The following is a 21,330-nucleotide window of genomic DNA, read 5'->3' on the forward strand; positions in this document are numbered from 1 at the left end:
CTTATGCCGTCCCTACTACAGCGATTCTTACTGACCACCAGCCTACTGCTCGGCAGTTTTACCACGCTAGCTCAACCTATCGCTAAGGATGAATATTCGGTTAGCCCACTGCTCAATGGCGAACAAATTCCCACAATTACTTTGCAAGACATGAATGGCCAAAGCGTTGATTTAGCAAAATTAACCGCACAAAAACCAACCATTTTCTTCTTTTACCGTGGCGGCTGGTGCCCGTTTTGCAACAACCAAATGGGGCAACTAAAAGCCATCGAACCTAAACTTATCGACATGGGCTTTCAACTGGTGGGGATTTCCCCTGATACGCCCGCACAGTTAAAGGCATCGGCCGCAAAAAACGAGCTTAAATACCAGCTACTTTCCGATGAAAAAATGCAGGCATCGCAAGCCTTTGGCCTTGCCTTTTACACTAGCAAACAAGTCACTGATACTTATCTGAGTCGCTTAAAACTGGATAACCCACTGTGGACAACGCCCGAAGGCGATAAACGCTTAGTTCTGCCTGTTCCGGCAATTTATATCGCTGACACTCAAGGATTAATCCATTTCCAATATGTGAATCCCAACTATAAGGTGAGACCCGCACCTAAGTTGATTCTGACGGCCGCCAGCCTCGTCGGAGCACCAGAATAATCCATCCCCCGTCCAAACAGCCGCGAAGAATCGTTATCGATTTAGCGGCTGCTTTGCTAAACTAGCTTGGCCGCAATCGATACTACACGTTCCATTAGATCAATCCTTTAGCCCGCGGCGGAGCCACAATGAATTCTCAAACCTATAACCAAGCCGTACTCGAACTCGCTCGCGCGGGCCTTGCCGATTTAACCGCCTCAGCCCAAGCTAAAAAAGCCCAACGCACGCCTGCGCAAGAGAGTCATTTTTTGTGCAACTGGATGGTCGAGGCGCTCAAAGAAAAGCGTTTCTCTAAACTGGTGGCCGACGATCTCACTGCATGGATCCGTATGGCTCGCAGCCAAGGTGCTGGTGCCGAACTTAAGCGGTTATTGGAGAGAATTGTTCAACAGTATCAAAGCGTTGAAAACTCGCACGTCGAATTAGGTACATCATTAAACGCTATGATTGCCGAGTTAACTCAGCTCGAATGGCTAGTGTTTACTGACACCGAAATTAACACCAAACTTAAGCTGGACGCCGATGGCCAATCGAGCTTAGTGATTGATATGAAAGAATTTACTCAACATATCAGAGATAATCAGCTCATCAAACCGATCAACTTATATGTCCGCGCCGATGAGCAGCAGTTGACTCAAATCGCCCTCTCCCACGGGCTGCTTATCAGCCAAGGTAATAAAAAAACCAGCCTGATTAAGCACCATAAAACCTATCAAATTTACCCGCACAATCAGCTGCCAGCCTTATGCCAACTCTTGGCTTAAGCCTAAAAAGCTGCTTGAATAGGAAAACTGCGTTACAGATAACAATTTTTTCACAATGACAAGATAAAATGTAGCGCAGTCACTGCGAAGCTCGTTCAACCAAGGAGTGAAGGACAAGATGCGTAAAGCTGGTATTTCCTATCGTTGGCGAGTAAACGCCATTTTGTTACTGCTACTCTTTGCTCCCTCTTCCTTTGCCCAATTACTCAAGTACAACATCACCGGCTCCTATTCTTGGTATCCCTATTTTATTGCTAACCAACCCGAAGCCCCTGGCATGGTGTCTGAGTTAATCCCGCTGATTTTATCCTTAGCCAATATCGAGGGCGAAAACCTGTCCTTGCCACCCAAACGGACGAACAACGCCCTTGAAACTGGCCAGTTAGACTTTGATGTGGTCAGCCCAAGTTGGTTTGCAGATCAAGACTTTGGCCCCTTATTCGTAAAATCCGATCCCATTATGCCCATCACAGAATACGTGGTGACCAGACCCGAGAATGTCGAATCCTTTAAGGAAGTCGCTGAAATTAAAGGTAAGCAAATCGGTACCGTCAGGGGATATTTGTACCACGACGACAAAGAGTTTATCCGTGTCGATTTTACCTCGGAGCAAGAACTGATTAAGGCATTGGATAAACACCGCATCACGGCCATTATCTCGGGTAACTATCCCGCCTTATATTGGTCGAACAAGCTTAAGATCCCCGTTGGATTGGCCGCAGTGCATTCCGATGGCGTATTGGTGTTAAGGCTACGTAAGGAGCATGCCGATCTACTGCCCGCACTCAATCACGCGATAGCACAGCTAAAAGCCGATGGAAAAGTGGAACAGATTATCCAGAAATACACCCAAGCCTTTGCCAGCTAAACCGATAAAAGCGCATGTTTCCAAGTGCTCACCAGAAAATGGCTCTGCAATAACGCGGCAAGCTTTGTATTTTGCAAACAGCAAAGTTGAAATGGATACTTAAGAGGATGTCGCGTTTAGCGCAACCTTAGGTTTTAACACCAAACGCTGCCCCTGATTCAGATGGGTGGTGCAGGCAACCCGCAGCAAAGAGGCAAAGTTAGCCACTTCGCCCTGCCTAGTTAACACTTCACGGTAAATACGGGTTAAAAACACCGCCACACTCAGCTCAGCATCTTCGGCAATCTCTTCAATAATCTGCCAAAAAATCGCCTCGAGCCGCACGCTCGTCACGACACCATCGATTCGAATGGAGCGGGTTTTGAGTTCAAACAGTTCGGGTTCGGCACCGGAATAGATTTCACACACAATATTACTCCCCAAGCGGCGATTGCGCTTTGTTCCAGCATTGCGCTTAGCTTAAGTCCACAGCGGATATTCAACTTAAGCCTCTACCCGAACTGTTATGCCATAAATAAGGCAGGATGAATATCGTTAATTCAATAACTTGTTGAACTGCGCCAACCATGCAGGATGCGCAGGCCATGCGGGCGCTGTGACTAACTTGCCATCGGTGATTGCCGCAGTCACCTCAATATCACAGTACTCGGCGCCCGCTTGTTTCACTTCGGGCGCGCAAGCTGGATAGGCAGACACTTTCTTACCGCGTACCACATCGGCCGCCGTCAGTAACTGCGCGCCATGGCAAATGGCCGCAATAGGTTTATCTTGGGCGGCAAATTCCGCCACCAAGGCAATCACCGCAGGGTTTAGGCGTAAATACTCAGGTGCACGACCACCGGGAAGCAGCAGCGCATCAAAATCACTGGCGTTGGTACCGACAAAATTGCCATTTAGAGCAAATAAGTGCCCTGGTTTTTCGGTATAGGTTTGGTCGCCTTCAAAGTCATGGATTGCCGTTTTAATGGTTTGTCCCGCCACTTTATCAGGGCAGACAACCGTTACGCTGTGGCCCACCATTTGCAGGGCTTGGAACGGTACCATTAGCTCATAATCTTCAACAAAATCACCGGCGATGATCAAAATATTGGCCATGAGAAACTCCTTTTATTCGATAAGGGAAAACGCAAAATCGGATTTCACTCTACTCCGACCATTAAATTTAGGGTAATAGTGGAATACTACAAATTGGTGCTGCGATTTCAGGCATAAAAAAAGCGCCCGCAGGCGCTTTAATCTAAACCATTAAGATCAATTACTTATCTTTGGTTCAATCGCAGCATGTTGCTGACTATAACCATTTAATCCGCTATTGGCAGATTTCACTACATTTAAGGCTTCAGCGGTTAAGGCATTATTGCCATTCAGTAAGTCATTTAAGGTGCCAGACTCAGATTGCACTAAGCCTAACTCTCGCAGCATGGCATCCACCACTGGCGCATTGGCGCGGTAGTTTAACGCGGCGCTGGTGACTTGCTCGGCGATACCGCCTTGATGTGCGACTGCGCCATCGGCTCCCGATGCCAATTGATTACCGGCGCCATAACCTTGAAGGATCTTAATACCTTCGATATTTTCCAGCGGTTTAACCGCCTGCGCGACAATCTCAGGCAGTGCTTTTAAGATAGCGAGGGATTTTTGCAGCGCAATTTGCTCATCACGCAGCACGTTTTCGGCTTCATACAGAGCTTGTTTACCCGCCGCTTCAACGGCATAGACCTTCTCGTCGGCCTCAGCTTGCAGTTTTTTCGCATCGGCACTGGCGCGGGCTTCAATCAGAATCGCGCTCGATCTGTCTTCGGCGGCACGTTTTTCCGCCTCGGCTTGTACCGTCACACCTACCGCATCGCGCTCCGCTTCTTTGCGAGCGTCGATCACTTCAATCTCTTTACGACGATTCGCCTCAGCCACTTGGCGCACCGTAATAACCGCTTCTTCTTTCTCTACCTTGGTTTTTTCCGCTTCGGCGGCGCGGGCACGGGCAGCAGACTCTTCTTCCGACTTCGCGGCTACCGCGATGTGTTTTTCCTGCTCGGCAACTTCGATATCACGTTGCTGTTGAATACGGGCCTGTTCGATAGATTTGCGCTTTTCAATCTCGCGGGTTTCGATGTCTTTAGTCTTTTCGATTTCCGCTGTTTCGATTGCGCGCTCTTTGGCAATCTCAGCTTCACGTTCTTCACGGGACTTGTTTTCTTTTTGCTTAATAATTTCCGCTTTCTGCTCGGCACGCTTAAATTCGAGTGACTGCTGCTGCACCAGACGCGCTTCTTCTTCGGCCTTTTCAATCTCCAGCGATTCTTTTTCAGCCTCTAGGTTACGCTGCTCGATCTTGATGCGGTTTTCCTGCTGGATATCGTTGGTCTCTTTACGTTTTTCTTCGATGATCTTGGCTAAACGCGCACGACCTTCGGCGTCGAATGCGTTATTTTCATTAAAGAATTGCAGATCAGTCTGGTCAAAACCCGTTAACGACACGGATTCGAGTTCTAGCCCGTTTTTCTCGAGATCGTTGGCGACGTTATTCTGTACCCGCTGGACGAAATCGGCGCGCTGCTCGTGCATCTCAGTCATGGTCATTTCCGCGGCGACCGCACGTAACACGTCAACAAACTTAGATTCCATCAGCTTTTTCAGCTCTTCCACACGCGTGGTACGGGTACCTAAGGTTTGTGCCGCCATTGAAATGCCTTCGGCATTGGGCGCAACACGCAGATAGAAGTCGGCCTTCACATCGACACGCATTCTATCCTTAGTGATCAGCGCATCTTTTTGGGTTTTCTCCACTTCGATGCGCAGGGTATTCATATTTACTGCTATGGTTTCATGCAGCACGGGTAAGACGATTGCGCCGCCGTCCTTAATAATTTTTTCACCACCAAACCCCGTACGTACAAAGGCCATTTCCTTCGTCGCACGTTTATATAATTTGGCGAAAATCAGACCAATCACAATCAGGCCAATCAATACCATTCCGGCAACTAACAACACGAAGTTGCTCGAACTGGTTACATCATTTAACACATCCATTTGCTTTCCTTTTTCGTTAATGGCTTTGGAAAATTAATTATCAAAGCGAGTCACAGACCAGACTCTTCCTTCTCGTTTTAACAGCACCACTTGCGTGCCACTGGCAAACTCGATACCCGAGGTTTCGGGTTCGACTAATACATAATGTTTTTGTTGATGTTTATCGCGCACCACGGCTTCCGAAGGCATGCCCTTCATGGCGCAGCCTAAGGTGATAGTACCGACATAACCACTTAAATCATCAAGGGATATGGCGGTGGACTCATTCTTAGGGAGTAAATCGGCCAAGATCCGCCCGAGATAGCGACAGGCAAACGCACTGCCAACCACAGCAATCGGTAAGGTGAAGAGTTGCGGTAACAAGACGCCCGTGAATAACAGGCTCAGGTAATTTGCAATATAACCGACTATCGCAAAACTGGTCAGTGCCAGCACAAACCAGATAAGTAAGGGTAATCGATTTAGACATAGCCAGCCCGCAATCCCTGTCAGGCCAGAACCGCCAATATCGGCATCATAATCCACATCGGCGGGCACCCATTGGTCGAGCGCACTCATCATGCTTAACCCTATCACTAGGGCTAAGGCTTCAAACACACCAAGGACAAGCACGCAGGCGAAGGCAATAGTGTAAGGTAGGTTAGGCTGTTCAACTAAAAACGCCCACATAGTCATCTCCTTGAACGATACAGCATTCCATTTACTTCACTGTAATTATCAACTTACGAGTGACAGAATAGCAAGGCGAGCCTAGTTTCCAAACAAAAAATTTACCCTAAAACGGATTTTGACTAAATCCTTGCTGCGCCAGAATCGCATGGGCTGTCATCGCAGACAGGGCCATATCGACGCCCGGTAACAAAGAAGCGTTGTATAAGTCAAAATAAGCGGCGCTCTGACCACAGATATAAAACTTCACCCCATGGGCCACTAAGGTTTTCACTAAGGCTTTATTGGGGTTTTGCGCCCCGTTGTGCTGCTTGGCATAAAAGCTATCATCGGCTAAATCGCCAACGGCACTGCCATGCACCACCATCGCTAGCTCAATATCGCTTTCTTTCACGCCAGCCGCCACGTGCATATTAATAAAACGGGCAAGGCTGTCGAGCTGACGATTCACTTGGCCGACATCGGCCGCCTTACTCATATCGAATGCCACCTTAAACTTCATCCCCGCAGGGATCGCAAGGTTGCTTTCGACCTTAGCCACTTGACCAAATTCGGGGATAGCGGTTCCAGGCGCAAAGCTCTCGGCTCCGGCATGGGCGGCGCTAGATAAACCGACCAACAGCGCCATGGTCATGACTTTAAGGGTTTTAGTGTGATGTGATTTTGGCTGCATGATATTATCATCCTGTTATTGTTATTTTTTCGTGCTAATAGATAACGACAGCACCTTAAGATTGAGTCTATGGATACCGCTATGAACAGCAAAGAACCTACGCCAAGTTACGATAAACTCACGGCCCATTTCCAGAAAATTTCACATTTTGAACATTTTAGTGCGCTTGGTGATTGGGATCAGGCCGCCATGATGCCCCTCGGTGGCGGCAGCGAGCGTGGCGATGCGATGGCAGAGCTGGCGTTACATATCCACAGCCTTAAAACGGCGCCAGAGCTTGGCGATAACCTTGCACTTGCCACACAAGAGGCGCTGAGCCCAGAGCAACAGGCCAATCTGAGGGAAATGCAGTATCAGTATCAACAGGCGACCTTAGTGCCGGGTGAGCTGGTACAGGCCAAAACGAAAATGGCCTACCAGTGTGAGAATGCCTGGCGCGAGCAACGCAAAAACAATGATTGGCAAGGTTTTAAACCGAATCTAAAAGCGGTGATTTCCCTCGCGAGGGAAGAAGCCTTAATTCGCGCGCAGGCCCTTAACATCTCTCCCTATGATGCCCTGCTCGATAAATTTGAGCCCGGCATGACCACAGCAAAGCTTGAGCAGACCTTTGGCGACTTAAAAACGTGGTTACCTAGTCTTATCCAAGATGTGCTTGCAAAACAAGCCAGTGAACCCAAGCTTACCCTTAACGGCCCCTTCGAAATCCAGGCACAGCAAGCCCTCGGCCAAGCGGTGATGGCCTATTTAGGGTTCGACCTTAACCATGGCAGGCTCGATATCAGCAGCCACCCATTTTGTGGTGGAGTGCCAAGCGATGTACGCATCACGACACGTTATAATGAAGCCGATTTTAGCAGCGCCATCATGGGCATAGTGCATGAAACTGGCCACGCCCGTTATGAGCAGGGCTTACCGAAACAATGGCGCGGTCAGCCCGCCGGATTGGCTCGCTCCATGGGCGTCCATGAGAGCCAAAGCTTATTTTGTGAAATGCAGCTCGGTGCCAATCCCGCGTTTTTACGCCAACTGCAACCACTGATTAAACAGCATTTGGGCTGCGAGTTTAGCGCCGAAGACTTGGCAAGACACTATACCCGCGTCAATCCCGGGCTTATCCGTGTCGATGCCGATGAAGTCACTTACCCTTGCCACATTCTATTGCGCTTTGAAGCCGAAAAAGCCTTTGTCGACGGCAGCTTGAGCGTGGATGATCTCCCCGATTTTTGGTCAAGCCAGATGCAACAACTGCTCGGGATCAATACCGATGGTAACTATCGCGATGGTTGCATGCAGGATATCCATTGGGCCGTAGGTGAATTGGGATATTTCCCAAGTTATACCTTAGGCGCCATGTATGCAGCCCAATGCCGTTTTGCGCTGGAGCGAAGCTTAGGCCCGATTGAAAACCTTATCGATAATGGGCAGTTATCCCAAGTATTTGACTGGCTTGGTCAACATATTTGGTCCAAAGGCTCATTACTGACAACGGATGAACTCATCATTCAAGCCACAGGTGAGCCGCTCAATAGCCTGTATCTTGCCAAACATTTGAAGCAACGTTATTTGGAGTAAACGCCGTAAGCAGCCGAGATAATCGCAGCACTGGCGAGTTTCAAAGCTTTTGCTGCGATTTGGGTATATAATCCCCAACTTATTTATTCACACTGTTTTGGACGGAAAAAGGTCGACCATGTTACTGCGTGCAATCACCCCAGAGGATTGGGATGCTATTTTACAGATCCAGGAAGAATGTTACTCCCAACTGGATCCTGAACCCCTGCATGTATTGCAAAGCAAGTGGCACGTTTCACCTCAATCCTGCTTTGTGTTTGAGGTGAATGAGTCGGTGGTGGGCTATTGCCTCGCCCACCCTTGGACCACCAATATGCCTCCCGCACTGTATGAACCCATCACTCAGTTACCTAAAGCTGATACCTTGTATCTGCACGATATTGCCATCTCGGTAAAGGCCCAAGGTTTAGGCGCAGGCTCAAAGGCCCTAATGCGCTTAAAGCAACTCGCGGATCGCTTTAACTTAAGCTCCCTCTCTCTGGTCGCGGTACAAGGTGCCGATAGCTACTGGCGTAAAATGGGCTTTAAACCTAAAGACATTGAGAAATGCCTTGGCAGCTATACCGACGATGCAATGTATATGATTTATAAGCTTAATCATCGAGAAGAATGATGAACCCCACCCTAACGACTATTGGTTTACTCTGTCTTAGCAATATTTTTATGACCTTTGCATGGTATGGGCATTTAAAATCCTTAGGCTCAAAGCCTTGGATTATTGCCGCCTTAGTCAGTTGGGGCATCGCCTTATTTGAATACCTACTGCAAGTGCCCGCTAACCGCATCGGCTACACAGTGATGAATGTCGGCCAATTAAAAATCCTGCAGGAAGTCATCACCTTAAGCTTGTTTGTGCCCTTCGCCTATTTCTATATGAAGGAACCGCTCAAACTCGACTATCTCTGGGCTGGCCTGTGTATTCTCGGGGCGGTGTATTTTATTTTTAGAAGCGAATTTAACTAATTCCAGACTTATTTCAGGACTTTTTCAGGAGAGAACCATGGCGCGTCAAGTGACTTACACCTTCAAAGGTGAGACGAAAACCATCGCCTTTAGTTATGATAAACACCGCGATTTATACGAAGCCGTGGCCGAAGCCGAAGGCATAGACTTAACCAGGTTTCTCGCGATGGAACAACAAATTGCCATGACCTCACGCAAAGGAGCCAAGGCCGAAAAAGACTATCGCAAGGTCGAATTTGCGCGCTTTGGGTTTAGCAATATCCACTTTGTACGCGATGAAGAACCCGAGGCTTAAGCCTTATCGTCATTTATCCATTTAGAATTAGGATTGCAGATGTTAAATGCTGAACATGCTAACTTCCCCCGTGCAGGATTCTTCCGCCGCTTAGGGGCAATGATCTATGACCTGCTGCTCGCAGTAGCCGTGTATATGTTTGCTGGCGCCATCGGCTTTGGTATTTTCTTCGGACTCACAGCCTCCGGCCTGATTAGCATGAATGGCTTTGAACATGTGTCCGACGCCCTCAATGGCACACCGATATACCATGGGATTTATCAACTCTGGTTAGTGCTCTGCGTTGGTACTTTTTATGCGCTTTTTTGGAGTAAGGGCGGTCAAACCCTCGGGATGCGCGCTTGGCGCCTTAAGATCCAACATCCTAATGGCCAAAACTTAAGCCTTATCACCGCCTATGCACGCATCGTCTGGTCATTACTCGGCATTGGTAATCTGTGGGTGCTGATCAACGACGATAAACTCGCACTACAGGATATGATGACCCGCTCAGAAGTGGTTGTGTTATCCAAGGAAGCCAACCAAATGCGCAATTGGCATGGTGCATAAAGCGTAGCGCTTAAAGCTAGCACTAAACCTCACAACCGTGATTAAGCTAATTTGCCCCAATAAAAAACGACGCCATATGGCGTCGTTTTTTATTACCTGCGTTTTATCACCGCCGGATAAAGTAGAAGGCTATGCCAGTAAACAACAGACTCGGCGCGATAGCCCCCACGTAGGCCGGCAACTCATATACCATACTCATAGGGCCAAAGATCTCGTTACTGATATAGAAGCTAAACCCTGCCACCACGCCGAGCAACACCCGCGCTCCCATAGTGACTGTCCGCAGCGGCCCAAACACAAAGGATAAGGCCACCAGCATCATCACCCCGACCGTCACAGGCTGCATCACCTTGCGCCACAGGGCTAATTCGTAACGGCTTGGGTCTTGGCTGTTATTTTTAAGGTAATCTAAATAACCCATTAAGCCGCGAATCGATAAGGCCTCGGGCTTGACCGATACTACGCTAAGTTTGTCGGGCGTGAGACTTGAGCGCCAAATATCTTCATCTAAGTGTTCGAGCTTCACTTCGTCATAGCTTAGGTCGGTACGCTTTACATCCATAAGATGCCAGCTGTCCTTACTGAACAAGGCACTCTTGGCATGCACAACATTCGTAAGCTTTAACTCACTGTTAAACTTATACAAAGTAATATTATTCAGCTTATCAATATCGGCGACTTCGCCAATATTCACGAACAAATCACCATCCTTTGCCCAAATGCCTCGGTGGGATTTAATCAAACTGCCGCCGGAGAGTTTAATGGCTTGGAGTTCATTCGCCTTTTGCTCGGCCACTGGCGCGCCCCACTCTCCCAATGCCATCACCATCAACATCAATGGCACTGCGGTTTTCATCGCAGATAAGGTGATTTGCAACCGCGACATCCCCGAGGCTTGCATCACCACCAGTTCAGAGTTCGAGGCCAGCATCCCCATGCCGATCAGCGCCCCTAACAGCACCGCCATCGGGAAAAACATTTCAATATCGCGAGGCACGAGGAATAACACATAAATGCCCGCATCCATCATGGAGTAGGAACCTCGACCGACTAAGCGCAGCTGGTCAACCCACTTGATGATGCCCGACAGGCCCGTCAGCACTAGCAAACACAGCGCCGAAGTGCTTAATAAAACTCTGGCGATATAAAGGTCTAAAATCTTCATGCGGCCACCTTTTTACGCGCCATTGCCGTCGATAAACGAGCAAATAAGGGTCTGTCTTTTCCTAGGAGTAAAATCCCCATAATGAGTGCCGACAAATGGATCCACCACATGCCTAAATACTGTGGAATAACACCATCTTGCAACGCTTTACGTCCCGCGACCATCAGGCCAAAGTAGCCAAGATATAACAGTACCGCGGGGAGCATTTTGGCAAACTTACCTTGGCGCACATTGACTCGCGCCAGCGGCACGGCAATAAGTGTCATGATAGGAATCGCCAACGGAATCGCTAAACGCCAATGGAACTCGGCCACGGCTTCTGGCCCTTCAACTTTCATCAATTCCGTCAGCGGTAAGGCTGAGAGTTTACGGCGACGCTCATCGACCTGTTGCTCTTTGATTTGCATCTTATAACCACCAAATTCAATCATTTGGTAGTCTTTTTGTTGTGGGCTGCCCTGATAGCGCACCCCATCATTAAGCTGTAACTGCTGCGAGCCGTTCTGATCTTCCAGTACCCGTCCGCCCTTAGCCACGACCACGTTGGTTAAACCAATTTCGTCATTAGGGTCAGGCAACTGGGCCACAAACACTTTATCCAGATCGTTATCCTTGCCGATACGCTCAACAAACAGCACTGCACGGCCGTTAGGGCTCGCCTGAAAACGCCCCTGCACTAATGCGGCAAGGCCCGCCTCGGATTGAGCTTTCTCGAGCACTTGGTTTTGTTGCTCCTCGGCCCAAGGCGCAACATAGAGGGATAAATAGCCAGTAAACAACATGTTGATAACGGCGAGGATCAAAGTTACTCGGGTAACATACCATTCACTTACGCCAACACCGTGGAGAATGACCATTTCATTCTCGGCATACATGCGGCCGTGGGCCATGAGGATCCCAAGGAACAAACTTAAAGGTAAAACGAGAACAACAAGATAGGGTAAGTTGAGGCCTATCAAGGTAGCGATAAGAGAAGCAGGAAATTCACCGTCTGAGGCGTCGGCCAATATGCGCACGAAATGCTGGCTAATAAAAATAGTTAACAGTACGAAAAGTACTGCAATTTGCGCCTTTAAAACTTCTCGAATAAGGTATCTAAATACAATCACAGGTAGGATCCGGTCTCTAAACTTATCTTTTTGCTGGTAACAGACTAACTTTCATGTAAACTGTTTACTTTTGATAGTTTTCTGACCAGCTTCAGGGGTTCCTGGCAAACAATAAATGTCACGGATTTTTCACAAAAACGTGACTCAAGTGCCGAGAATAAATCACCTTTGGAGTAATAACTTAGGCCCTTTTCGGGACAAGCAGACATTATCCAATAAATATAAAAATTTGTCTTTAAGAATCTAGGAGTGCTCATGGAGTTTAGCGTAAAGAGCGGTAGCCCCGAAAAACAACGCTCAGCCTGCATCGTTGTCGGTGTTTATGAACCCCGCCGTCTATCCGGCATCGCCGAGCAATTAGACAAGATTAGCGAAGGTTATATCAGTAATCTACTGCGTCGCGGCGATTTAGAAGGTAAGCCAGGCCAAATGTTATTACTGCACCACGTTCCTAACGTATTGAGTGAACGAGTGCTGTTAGTCGGTTGCGGCAAAGAACGAGAACTAGACGAACGCCAGTACAAGCAGATCATCACTAAAACCATCAACACCTTAAATGAAACAGGTTCAATGGAAGCCGTGTGCTTCTTGACCGAGTTACACGTAAAAGGTCGCGATACCTATTGGAAAGTTCGCCAAGCGGTAGAAACGACCAATAGCAGTTTATATAGCTTTGATGCGCTCAAAACCCGTAAAGGTGAGACCCGTCGTCCGCTGCGCAAGTTAGTATTTAATGTCCCAACTCGCCGCGAACTGACCTTAGGTGAGCGTGCGATTGAGCACGGCATGGCTGTTTCTGCCGGTATGCATTTATGTCGCGATGTAGCTAACATGCCGCCAAATATCTGTAATCCAGCCTATTTAGCCTCTCAAGCTCGCCAATTGGCCGAAGTTCACGAAAACCTGCATGTCACGACTGTGGGCGAAGAGCAAATGGCAAAACTCGGCATGAACTCTTACCTTGCCGTCGGCCGCGCCAGTGCCAATGAATCCATTATGACTGTGATGGAATACAAGGGTGCCGTTGACAGCACTGAAAAACCTATCATATTGATTGGTAAAGGCTTAACCTTCGACTCTGGTGGTATTTCACTAAAGCCAGGCGAAGCCATGGATGAAATGAAATACGATATGGGCGGCGCAGCTGGTGTTATCGGCACCATGAAAGCCATCTGTGAGATGAAGCTGCCAGTCAACGTCGTTGGTATTCTCGCGGGCTGTGAAAACATGCCATCGGGCAATGCTTACCGCCCTGGTGATATTTTAACCACAATGTCGGGTCAAACCGTTGAGGTGCTCAACACCGACGCCGAAGGCCGTCTGGTACTGTGTGACGTATTAACCTATGTTGAGCGTTTCGACCCAGAGCTGGTTATCGACACGGCAACTCTGACAGGCGCCTGTGTGATTGCCTTAGGTAAACATGCCTCTGGCCTGTTCTCCTCACACAACCCTCTGGCACACGAGCTGCTAAATGCTGGTGAGCAGAGTGGTGACCGCGCATGGCGTATGCCACTGTGGGATGAGTACCAAGATATGCTCGATAGCCCATTTGCCGATATGACCAACTTAGGTGGTCGTCCAGCGGGCGCGATTACTGCGGCTTGTTTCCTGTCTCGTTTCGCCAAGAAGTACAACTGGGCTCACTTAGACGTAGCCGGTACGGCCTGGAACAGCGGCGCGAATAAAGGTTCAACGGGTCGTCCTGTGCCAATTCTGACTCAATTCCTGATCAATCGCGCAGGCGTAGAATTAGGTGAGTAATCGCTAATAGCACTGAAAAGGCGAAGAGTTTCTTCGCCTTTTTTATTTGGCTCGAAGGCGAAATGACGATTGGCTGAGGAATAATTGCAGCCTAGCAACGGGAAGATGAAAGAAAATCGCGATTGAATAATTTTTGATTGACAGCCACGCCCTCGCCCTTTAGTTTTACTCCCTATGAAAACAAATACCGCAGCTTTTTTTACTTTCTTTTTTACACCCCCACTCTAGGAGGCGGATTTACTGTGTAAAAACGAAAGTAAAAATCCAAAGCCTCCCACTGGGAGGCTTTTTCGTCTTAAACGCTCGATAATACGGTGGCAAATGAGGTCAGAATGCAAAAACCACAGCCTTTAAATCAAACGCGAGAACAAATTACTCACCTCGACAATGAGCTTCTCTCGTTACTCGCCGAACGTCGACGCCTAAGCCTTGAAGTGGCCCGCAGTAAAGAAGTGGATGTAAGACCCATTCGCGACACCCAAAGGGAAAAAGAACTGCTGGCAAGATTAGTCACAGCTGGCCGAGAAAAAGGCTTAGATGCCCACTACGTGATCTCACTGTATCAAAGCATTATCGAAGACTCAGTCCTTAATCAACAGGCTTATCTCCACGGCCGTGCTAATCCAGAAACCCAAAAACAGCAGTACTGTATCGCTTACCTTGGCGCCCGCGGTTCCTACTCTTACCTTGCCGCCTCTCGCTATTGCCAACGTCGTCAGGTTGAGATGCTCGACTTAGGTTGCCAAAGTTTCGATGAGATTGTCCAAGCCGTTGAGTCAGGCCACGCAGACTATGGCTTTTTGCCGATTGAAAACACTTCGTCCGGCTCTATCAACGAAGTATATGACGTGCTGCAACATACGAGTCTGTCCATCGTAGGCGAGACGACTATCGAAGTCAGCCATTGCCTGTTGGGCAAACCGGGTAGCAAACTGAGCGATATCAAAACTGTTTATGCCCATCCGCAGCCAATCAGTCAGTGCAGCCGTTATCTCAGCCAGCACAAGGACTTAAGACTGGAATATTGCTCAAGCAGCGCCGAAGCGATGGAGAAGGTCAACCAATCTGCCAACAATAGCGCCGCTGCGATTGGTAGCACCGAAGGTGGCGCGCTGTACCAACTCGAGTCGATTGAGTCAGGCCTTGCAAACCAAAAGATTAACCAGAGCCGCTTTATCGTGGTGGCTCGAAAAGCCGTAGCCGTACCCGAGCAATTGCCCGCTAAAACCACCTTGATTATGGCTACTGGCCAAAAGGCAGGGGCGTTGGTAGAAGCCCTATTGGTACTTAAAGCGCATCAGCTCAATATGAGCAAACTAGAATCTCGCCCTATTCCAGGCACGCCGTGGGAAGAAATGTTCTATCTGGATATCGATGCCAATATCTCCAGCGAAGCCATGCAGCAAGGGCTAAAGCAGCTCGAGAGGATCACGCGCTTTATCAAAGTATTAGGATGTTACCCCTGCGAAACCGTCAAACCGACGCAACTCAGTAATAGCCAATTACTCATCGAGCCGAACACCTCAAAAGCTGAGGTGATAAGCACGGTGAGCCTTGACCCGTCGCCCTATCGCTTCAGTAAGGCGTACAAGGCGCAGGCGAGTGAAATTCACTGCGGCCCCTTTACCATTGGCGCAGGCCATATTGGTGCTATAGCCAAAATCACGTTGAGCAAAAGCCTACTGCAGCAAGAGTCGTCACAGGCCGCCTTATCCGCCTTTGAGCGCAGAGTGAAACAGCTAAAAGAAGCGGGTTTCCAAGCGGTGATTTTAGACGGATGTCACTCACTCGCCTCAGCCGAAGCCATCATCCCTAAGCTACGCCAAACCCTACATCAGTATGATTTGCTCTGTGTCATCGCCATCGAACAGGCGACGGATATGCCATTGGCGACTGGTCATGCCGACATGCTGTTCTTAACGGGCAAACAAATGTTTAATCAGACCTTGCTGACTCAGGCAGGTACCTTGCCGATTCCGCTATTCCTCGAACGTAACGATATGGCAAGTTATGAGGAATTTATGGCGGCAACCGAGACGATTTTAAGTCAAGGGAACCAACAGCTTATCCTATGTGACTCTGGCATTCGTACCTATAACAATGCCAACTTACCCACCTTGGATTTAGCAAGCCTCATCCAAATTAAGGCCAACAGTCATCTCCCCATAGTGATTAACCCTTGTTATGCCATCAGCGAAGATGCGCTGCCACTGCAAACTCAAGGGATTAAACAGCTGAAAGCCGATGGCCTAGTGCTGAATTGCTCCCTTGAAGAAGATAAAACACATGACTCATTGGCGCTGATGAGCGAGGTCGTAAGGGAGTTATATCGCTAATTTGCGTGTATAAGGATACTGAAGAACATACAGCCACGAATATCGTGGCTGTATTGTTTAGGGCTTAGGATTTAAGACTGTAGATTTAGGGCTGCGGATTTAGCGCTTCGCGTTTGGGTTTTACCTCTCGAGCTTAGCCCCTGCAGACCTAGGTCCGCTCAGATGCAATCTGATGATTAGCCTCTGTTGCCACCGCATTACTGCGGCGAATTAACCCCGTAATACTCGAGCCTTGCACAAGGATTGAAAACACCACGACGGCATAGGTCATCACGAGCACAAGCTCTCGCAGCTCGGCACCAGTTTGTGAGTCGATAATCACGCCCTCGGGTAAGCTCATCGCCATGGCCAAGGCTAAACCGCCCCTGAGCCCGCCCCAGATAAGTATCGACTCGGCATAGGGATTGTAAGACTTAACCAACCTAAACCCGATATAGGGCAGCAATACACTCACCGCCCGCGCAGCTAAAACCAGAGGAATGGCCACTAACATAAACCACCATAATGGCGCCTTAAAGGTGACGAGCAGGAGTAATAATCCGAGCAGGAGGAATAGCAGCGCATTAAAGAAGGACTCAATCAGTGACCAAAAAGTGTAGAGTTTCACACGCTCATGGCGCACAAAATACTTAGGCACGCTGTAGTTACCGATAATAATCCCCGCACTCACCATCGCCAGTGGTCCCGACACACCTAACACTTCGGCGATGACATAACCCGCCGTCGGGATCAGTAAAGTGACCAACATCAGCTGAGTTTCTTCCTCACAGTAGCGAAAGAAATGATGCAGCAATACACCCAGCAGGGCGCCATAAACGACGCCACCGAGCGCCTCTTGGACGAACAATAGCGAGATTTGCGAGAAGGTCAGCGGCTCAGTTGAAAAGGCCAGATGGGAGATGGCCACAAAAATCACCAACCCTATGCCATCGTTAAAGAGCGACTCCCCTTCTACCTGAATGGCAATATCTTCGGGCGCGCCCATCTTCTTCAGAATGGCTAACACGGCAATTGGATCTGTGGGTGAAATCAAGGCGCCAAAGAGCAAGCAATGGCTTAGGGCCAAGGGCAATCCCAGCATGGGAGCAATGTAGTAAAGCAAACCACCGACGATAAAAGTCGAGAGCAATGTACTGACAAAGGCAAGGATGAGAATTTCCCATTTCTGATGCCTTAAGATTTTTAAGCGGATCTGTAATGCCCCGGCAAACAAGAGAAAACCCAACATGCCGTTGAGTAACAGAGCCTGAAAGTCGAGCTTCTCCAGCCCCGCAACAAAGTAACCATAAACATGGCCGCCAAGCGCTTTACCGCCCAGCAAGAGTAACAGGCTCATGCCCAACGCCAATGCGGTAATGGCAACGGTTTCTTGCAGCTTATGCAAACGCGAGGATGCCACAGACGTGACTAAGGCTAACGCACAAAGAATACAGAGAATTTGATAACTCGTCATAAGAGTCTCTAATCACCCTAAGATGAAGAGACTCTAGCACAAGTTTTAGACTTCTAAACCATCCAACAGACTTAACCAGCCTTTAATAATGCGATGGCAAAACCAAATGATACCAAAAAGATAAATCGAAAGACTGAGCCAAGTGATCGGCAGGCAATAGCCCAACACCAACAGGCCGAGAAATATCACATTGGAATGACGTTGCCAGCGTAAATGTGATGCTAGCAAGGCATTACCTTGCGTATGCCGTTGAGACAAGTTGATAAATAGACTCAACAACACCGGCAGCAGTAACAGCGGAAAGCCTGACATTAAGGCGTAAAGCAAATGGCCTAAGCTGCGATCTTCAATTTTTGCGGCATATGTGGTTGTCGTTGTCATTGAGAGACTCCAGCCAGACGATGGGACTGGGCGTTACTCCGCCCTCGTCTTTAACCTTACGTTCTCGCAGACATAATCGCAACTAAGGCGCAAAAATATTTCCGCACGAGTTTTTTAAATCACCGATGTTTTGAAGCGACCAATGCCCTTCGCTGGTAAATATCAAGTCAAAGACAGCGTCACATCCGACTTGAGTTTAGTCGAGCAAGCTAACACATATCCGGCTTCGATTTCGCTAGGCGTTAAGGTCATGCTACTTGTGGACTGGGTCTCCCCTTCTAGCACTTGGCATTTGCACGCACCGCATACCCCCGAACGGCAGGCCGCAATAATCGGTAAGCCTTCGGCTTCGATCCCTTCAAGCAAGGTTTGCTCGGCCGTTAAAGCCCGCTTTTTATCGCCAATGGATAACATAAAGCTGTTACCGCCACTCACAGGAGCCTCAGTCTGCATTTCGGCCTGTTTTACGCGACTTTGCGCCTCTTTTACCGCTGTGGCAAAACTCTCGTGATACAACTGAGTCATATCGAAGTTAAGCTCAGCAAGAGTCGTTTTGACCGCCTGCATATAAGGCTCTGGCCCGCACAAAAACACGGTTCGTTCGGCAAAATCCGGGACTAAATCTCGTAGATTATCAACACTTAAACGGCCGATATCATGCAATACCGCCTCGGGATGCCAAGCCGTATCAGTAGTGACATCCTCCACAATATAACGCAGCTTAAAATCTCGATGGCGCGTAGCCATGGTCTCTAATGACGTTTTAAAAATAATATCGGCCTGGGTGCGAGCACTATGTACAAAAGCAATGTCGGCATTCATTTGACTGTCGGTTAAATAACGCGACATCGAATACATGGGCGTGATCCCACAGCCTGCACTCAAAAATAGGTATTTTTTGGCAGGAATATCAAACAGATTAAACTGCCCCGTTGGCGGTAGGACTCGCACCGTTTGCCCCGGCTGTAAATGATCAATCAAGTAATTCGACACCAGTCCGCCATCGACTCGCTTAATGGTTAACATTAAGGAATAAGGTCTCGAAGGGGTTGAGGACAAGGTGTAACTGCGGCAAGCCTGCTCACCGTTGATCTCTAGCACTAAGGTCATAAATTGCCCCGGCTTATAATCAAACTTCATCGGCTCACCGGCTTGAAAGCGAAAACTCACCACATCGGCGGTTTCGTTCCAGCGCTCCACACACACTAACTGGCTAAAACCCACAACACTTGCAGGCGCAGAAGATAAAGCGGGACTTGGCATGATATTTTGCATAGTACTGATATTCATCGTCTTTGTATCCATAACACTGCGGCTTTAGCGCGAAAGCCGCAGTGACTCCATGCATAAATCGGCCTAGGCCACGTTCAGCATGGTCTTCAGATCGGCTTCAACTGTGGTGGTGTTACGCAGGCCAAATTTCTCTTCCAAAATTTTGGCAAGATTAGCCGTTAAAAACGCCGGCGGCGTTGGGCCGGTACGGATATTTTTCACCCCGAGCGACAATAGCGTCAGCAGCACAACAATGGCTTTTTGCTCAAACCATGAAAGCACGAGATTCAATGGTAATTCATTGATATCGCATTCAAAGATTTGTGATAGTGCAATAGCCAACTGAATAGCCGAATAGGCATCGTTACATTGGCCAATGTCGAGTAAGCGTGGAATACCGTTAATATCGCCAAATTCCAACTTGTTGAATTTGTACTTACCGCAACCTAAGGTCAGGATGACAGAATCCTTTGGCGCCGATTTCGCTAAATCGGTGAAATAACTCCGCTCCGACTTATCGCCATCACAGCCTCCGACTAAGAAGAAGTGTTTGATAGAACCGTTTTTGACGTTTTCCACCACTGTCGGCGCTGCGGCCATTAAGGCATTACGGGCAAAACCAATGGTGATATTGTGTGGAATTTCATCGTATTGGAAGCCATCGAGTGCAAGCGCCTTGTCGATCACAACTGAAAAATCATCCCCAATTACATGGGTCACACCAGGCCAACCCACGATACTGCGGGTAAAGATACGGTCGCTGTATTGGCCCACATTCGGGTCGATAATACAGTTTGAGGTCATCACTACGGCGCCGGGGAAATTAGCGAATTCTTTTTGCTGGTTCTGCCATGCACTGCCGTAGTTACCCACTAAATGGGCATATTTTTTAAAGGCAGGATACGCAAGCGCAGGCAGCATTTCACCATGGGTATAAACATTAATGCCTTTGCCCGCCGTTTGCTCGAGGATAAGCCCTAAGTCCTTCATATCATGGCCAGAAACCAGAATCGCTTTGCCTTTAACGGGTTTAGTGTTGACGACAGTCGGTTCAGGATGACCAAAGGCTTCGGTCTCGCCCGCATCGAGCATGGCCATGATACGGTAGTTCAGCTGACCAATATCCATGGCTGTAGTGAACAGTTTATCGGCATCGACACTCGGCTCACCAAGAAACGCCATGATCTCATGGAAGCGACCAGCAATCTCAGCATCGGTTTTACCTAAAACACGGGCGTGCTCCATGTAAGCCGCTGCCCCTTTAAGGCCATATAAGCACAGTAGTCTCAGCCCAAGGATATCTTCGTGGATCTCATTTTTATCTTTATTGAGTAAGGCAACTGGTGCTTGAGACAACATTTCTGGCTTGCTGGTACCCAGTACAAATTGCGCCACAGGAGGGAGCGATTCAGCCCGTTTACCCGCAGCTTCACACGCCGCTTCATAGGCATTTTTTAAACTTTCACGGTATTCAGCGGCCTGCTTGGCATAGGCGATGATGCGTTCATCATCGAAGTTAACGTTGGTTAAGGTTGAGAAAAAAGCTTTAGGAACAAAGGTATCCACCTCAGGGTTAATGACGCCCAGTTCACGCGCCTTAGTCGCATACACTGAAACTCCCTGCAGCATGTAGATTAACAAATCTTGTAGATCCGAGGTCGCGGCCAATTTGCCACACATGCCTTGGGCATAGCTACAACCGTTGCCAGCTGGGGTACGAATAGTTTGCTCACACTGAATACAAAACATGGATAGACTCCTAATTTAAATTCATGCTTTATTTTTGCATGTTTAAAATAAGTCTACCGAAACC

21 protein-coding genes and 1 other annotated feature are annotated in these 21,330 nt (G+C 48.5%); of the genes, 10 read left to right on the top strand and 11 right to left on the bottom strand.

The window, feature by feature from the left end; genetic code table 11:
* Positions 1–3 precede the first annotated feature (3 nt).
* The 3 genes from L2713_RS08680 to L2713_RS08690 all read left to right on the top strand — a co-directional run bounded on the left by L2713_RS08680 (position 4) and on the right by L2713_RS08690 (position 2,283).
* A complete protein-coding gene (locus L2713_RS08680) occupies positions 4–651 on the top strand; it encodes a peroxiredoxin-like family protein (RefSeq protein ID WP_248967624.1) in 648 nt (215 codons plus the stop codon).
* 128 nt (positions 652–779) lie between these two features.
* The gene (locus tag L2713_RS08685; RefSeq protein ID WP_248967625.1) at positions 780–1,415 is read left to right on the top strand and encodes a DUF2913 family protein; all 636 of its coding nucleotides are present in this window, start codon (positions 780–782) and stop codon (positions 1,413–1,415) included.
* 118 nt (positions 1,416–1,533) lie between these two features.
* Positions 1,534–2,283: a substrate-binding periplasmic protein gene (locus L2713_RS08690; RefSeq protein ID WP_248967626.1), complete on the top strand. Its 750-nt coding sequence runs from the start codon at positions 1,534–1,536 to the stop codon at positions 2,281–2,283.
* 99 nt (positions 2,284–2,382) lie between these two features.
* Here the strand turns inward: L2713_RS08690 and L2713_RS08695 are convergent, their stop codons facing one another.
* From L2713_RS08695 to L2713_RS08715, 5 genes are all read right to left on the bottom strand, one after another.
* Positions 2,383–2,691: a ribbon-helix-helix domain-containing protein gene (locus L2713_RS08695; protein WP_089068911.1), complete on the bottom strand. Its 309-nt coding sequence runs from the start codon at positions 2,689–2,691 to the stop codon at positions 2,383–2,385.
* Between the two features lie 126 nt (positions 2,692–2,817).
* A complete protein-coding gene (locus L2713_RS08700) occupies positions 2,818–3,378 on the bottom strand; it encodes a DJ-1/PfpI family protein (protein ID WP_089067279.1) in 561 nt (186 codons plus the stop codon).
* Between the two features lie 156 nt (positions 3,379–3,534).
* The gene (locus L2713_RS08705; RefSeq protein WP_248967627.1) at positions 3,535–5,313 is read right to left on the bottom strand and encodes a flotillin family protein; all 1,779 of its coding nucleotides are present in this window, start codon (positions 5,311–5,313) and stop codon (positions 3,535–3,537) included.
* A 33-nt stretch (positions 5,314–5,346) separates the two neighbouring features.
* Complete coding sequence (locus L2713_RS08710; RefSeq protein WP_248967628.1) at positions 5,347–5,982, bottom strand: YqiJ family protein; 636 nt, start codon at positions 5,980–5,982, stop codon at positions 5,347–5,349.
* 106 nt (positions 5,983–6,088) lie between these two features.
* Positions 6,089–6,655, bottom strand: a complete 567-nt coding sequence (locus L2713_RS08715) for a DsrE family protein (protein ID WP_248967629.1) — start codon at positions 6,653–6,655, stop codon at positions 6,089–6,091.
* Positions 6,656–6,736: 81 nt separating this feature from the next.
* Between L2713_RS08715 and L2713_RS08720 the strand changes: the two genes are divergently transcribed.
* The 5 genes from L2713_RS08720 (at position 6,737) to L2713_RS08740 (ending at position 10,037) form a co-directional block, all read left to right on the top strand.
* Positions 6,737–8,230 (top strand): carboxypeptidase M32, encoded by a 1,494-nt coding sequence (locus L2713_RS08720; RefSeq protein WP_380822987.1) that lies wholly within the window; start codon positions 6,737–6,739, stop codon positions 8,228–8,230.
* Between the two features lie 118 nt (positions 8,231–8,348).
* Positions 8,349–8,843 (top strand): GNAT family N-acetyltransferase, encoded by a 495-nt coding sequence (locus L2713_RS08725; protein ID WP_248967631.1) that lies wholly within the window; start codon positions 8,349–8,351, stop codon positions 8,841–8,843.
* Positions 8,843–9,193 carry a DMT family protein gene (locus L2713_RS08730; RefSeq protein WP_037415674.1) on the top strand — a complete coding sequence of 117 codons (351 nt, stop codon included), beginning with the start codon at positions 8,843–8,845 and terminating at the stop codon, positions 9,191–9,193. Before L2713_RS08725 ends, L2713_RS08730 begins: the two co-directional genes overlap by 1 nt.
* A 37-nt stretch (positions 9,194–9,230) precedes the next feature.
* Positions 9,231–9,488, top strand: coding sequence for a DUF2960 domain-containing protein (locus L2713_RS08735; protein ID WP_011623573.1), 258 nt, complete (start codon positions 9,231–9,233; stop codon positions 9,486–9,488).
* A 39-nt stretch (positions 9,489–9,527) separates the two neighbouring features.
* Positions 9,528–10,037 carry an RDD family protein gene (locus tag L2713_RS08740; protein WP_011717856.1) on the top strand — a complete coding sequence of 170 codons (510 nt, stop codon included), beginning with the start codon at positions 9,528–9,530 and terminating at the stop codon, positions 10,035–10,037.
* 106 nt (positions 10,038–10,143) lie between these two features.
* Here the strand turns inward: L2713_RS08740 and lptG are convergent, their stop codons facing one another.
* On the bottom strand, positions 10,144–11,202 hold the full coding sequence (gene lptG / locus L2713_RS08745) for an LPS export ABC transporter permease LptG (RefSeq protein WP_086903315.1): 1,059 nt from the start codon (positions 11,200–11,202) through the stop codon (positions 10,144–10,146).
* Positions 11,199–12,311, bottom strand: coding sequence for an LPS export ABC transporter permease LptF (gene lptF / locus L2713_RS08750; protein ID WP_011623577.1), 1,113 nt, complete (start codon positions 12,309–12,311; stop codon positions 11,199–11,201). Before lptF ends, lptG begins: the two co-directional genes overlap by 4 nt.
* A gap of 255 nt (positions 12,312–12,566) precedes the next feature.
* Here lptF and pepA point away from each other — a divergent pair, with 255 nt between their 5' ends.
* Both pepA and L2713_RS08760 read left to right on the top strand, forming a co-directional pair.
* Positions 12,567–14,075, top strand: a complete 1,509-nt coding sequence (pepA, locus tag L2713_RS08755) for a leucyl aminopeptidase (RefSeq protein WP_248967632.1) — start codon at positions 12,567–12,569, stop codon at positions 14,073–14,075.
* A 176-nt stretch (positions 14,076–14,251) separates the two neighbouring features.
* Positions 14,252–14,370: a sequence feature (Phe leader region), on the top strand.
* 37 nt (positions 14,371–14,407) lie between these two features.
* The gene (locus tag L2713_RS08760) at positions 14,408–16,411 is read left to right on the top strand and encodes a chorismate mutase (protein WP_248967633.1); all 2,004 of its coding nucleotides are present in this window, start codon (positions 14,408–14,410) and stop codon (positions 16,409–16,411) included.
* A gap of 148 nt (positions 16,412–16,559) precedes the next feature.
* Here the strand turns inward: L2713_RS08760 and L2713_RS08765 are convergent, their stop codons facing one another.
* The 4 genes from L2713_RS08765 to hcp form a co-directional block, all read right to left on the bottom strand.
* Positions 16,560–17,864 (bottom strand): cation:proton antiporter, encoded by a 1,305-nt coding sequence (locus tag L2713_RS08765; protein WP_248967634.1) that lies wholly within the window; start codon positions 17,862–17,864, stop codon positions 16,560–16,562.
* Between the two features lie 45 nt (positions 17,865–17,909).
* On the bottom strand, positions 17,910–18,245 hold the full coding sequence (locus L2713_RS08770) for a hypothetical protein (RefSeq protein WP_011623581.1): 336 nt from the start codon (positions 18,243–18,245) through the stop codon (positions 17,910–17,912).
* 162 nt (positions 18,246–18,407) lie between these two features.
* Entirely contained in the window at positions 18,408–19,520 is a 1,113-nt protein-coding gene (locus L2713_RS08775; RefSeq protein ID WP_428847967.1) for an FAD-binding oxidoreductase, read from the bottom strand.
* An 81-nt stretch (positions 19,521–19,601) separates the two neighbouring features.
* Positions 19,602–21,266 carry a hydroxylamine reductase gene (hcp, locus tag L2713_RS08780; protein WP_248967636.1) on the bottom strand — a complete coding sequence of 555 codons (1,665 nt, stop codon included), beginning with the start codon at positions 21,264–21,266 and terminating at the stop codon, positions 19,602–19,604.
* Positions 21,267–21,330 lie beyond the last annotated feature (64 nt).

The organism is Shewanella seohaensis, assembly GCF_023283775.1.
GTDB lineage: Bacteria > Pseudomonadota > Gammaproteobacteria > Enterobacterales > Shewanellaceae > Shewanella > Shewanella seohaensis.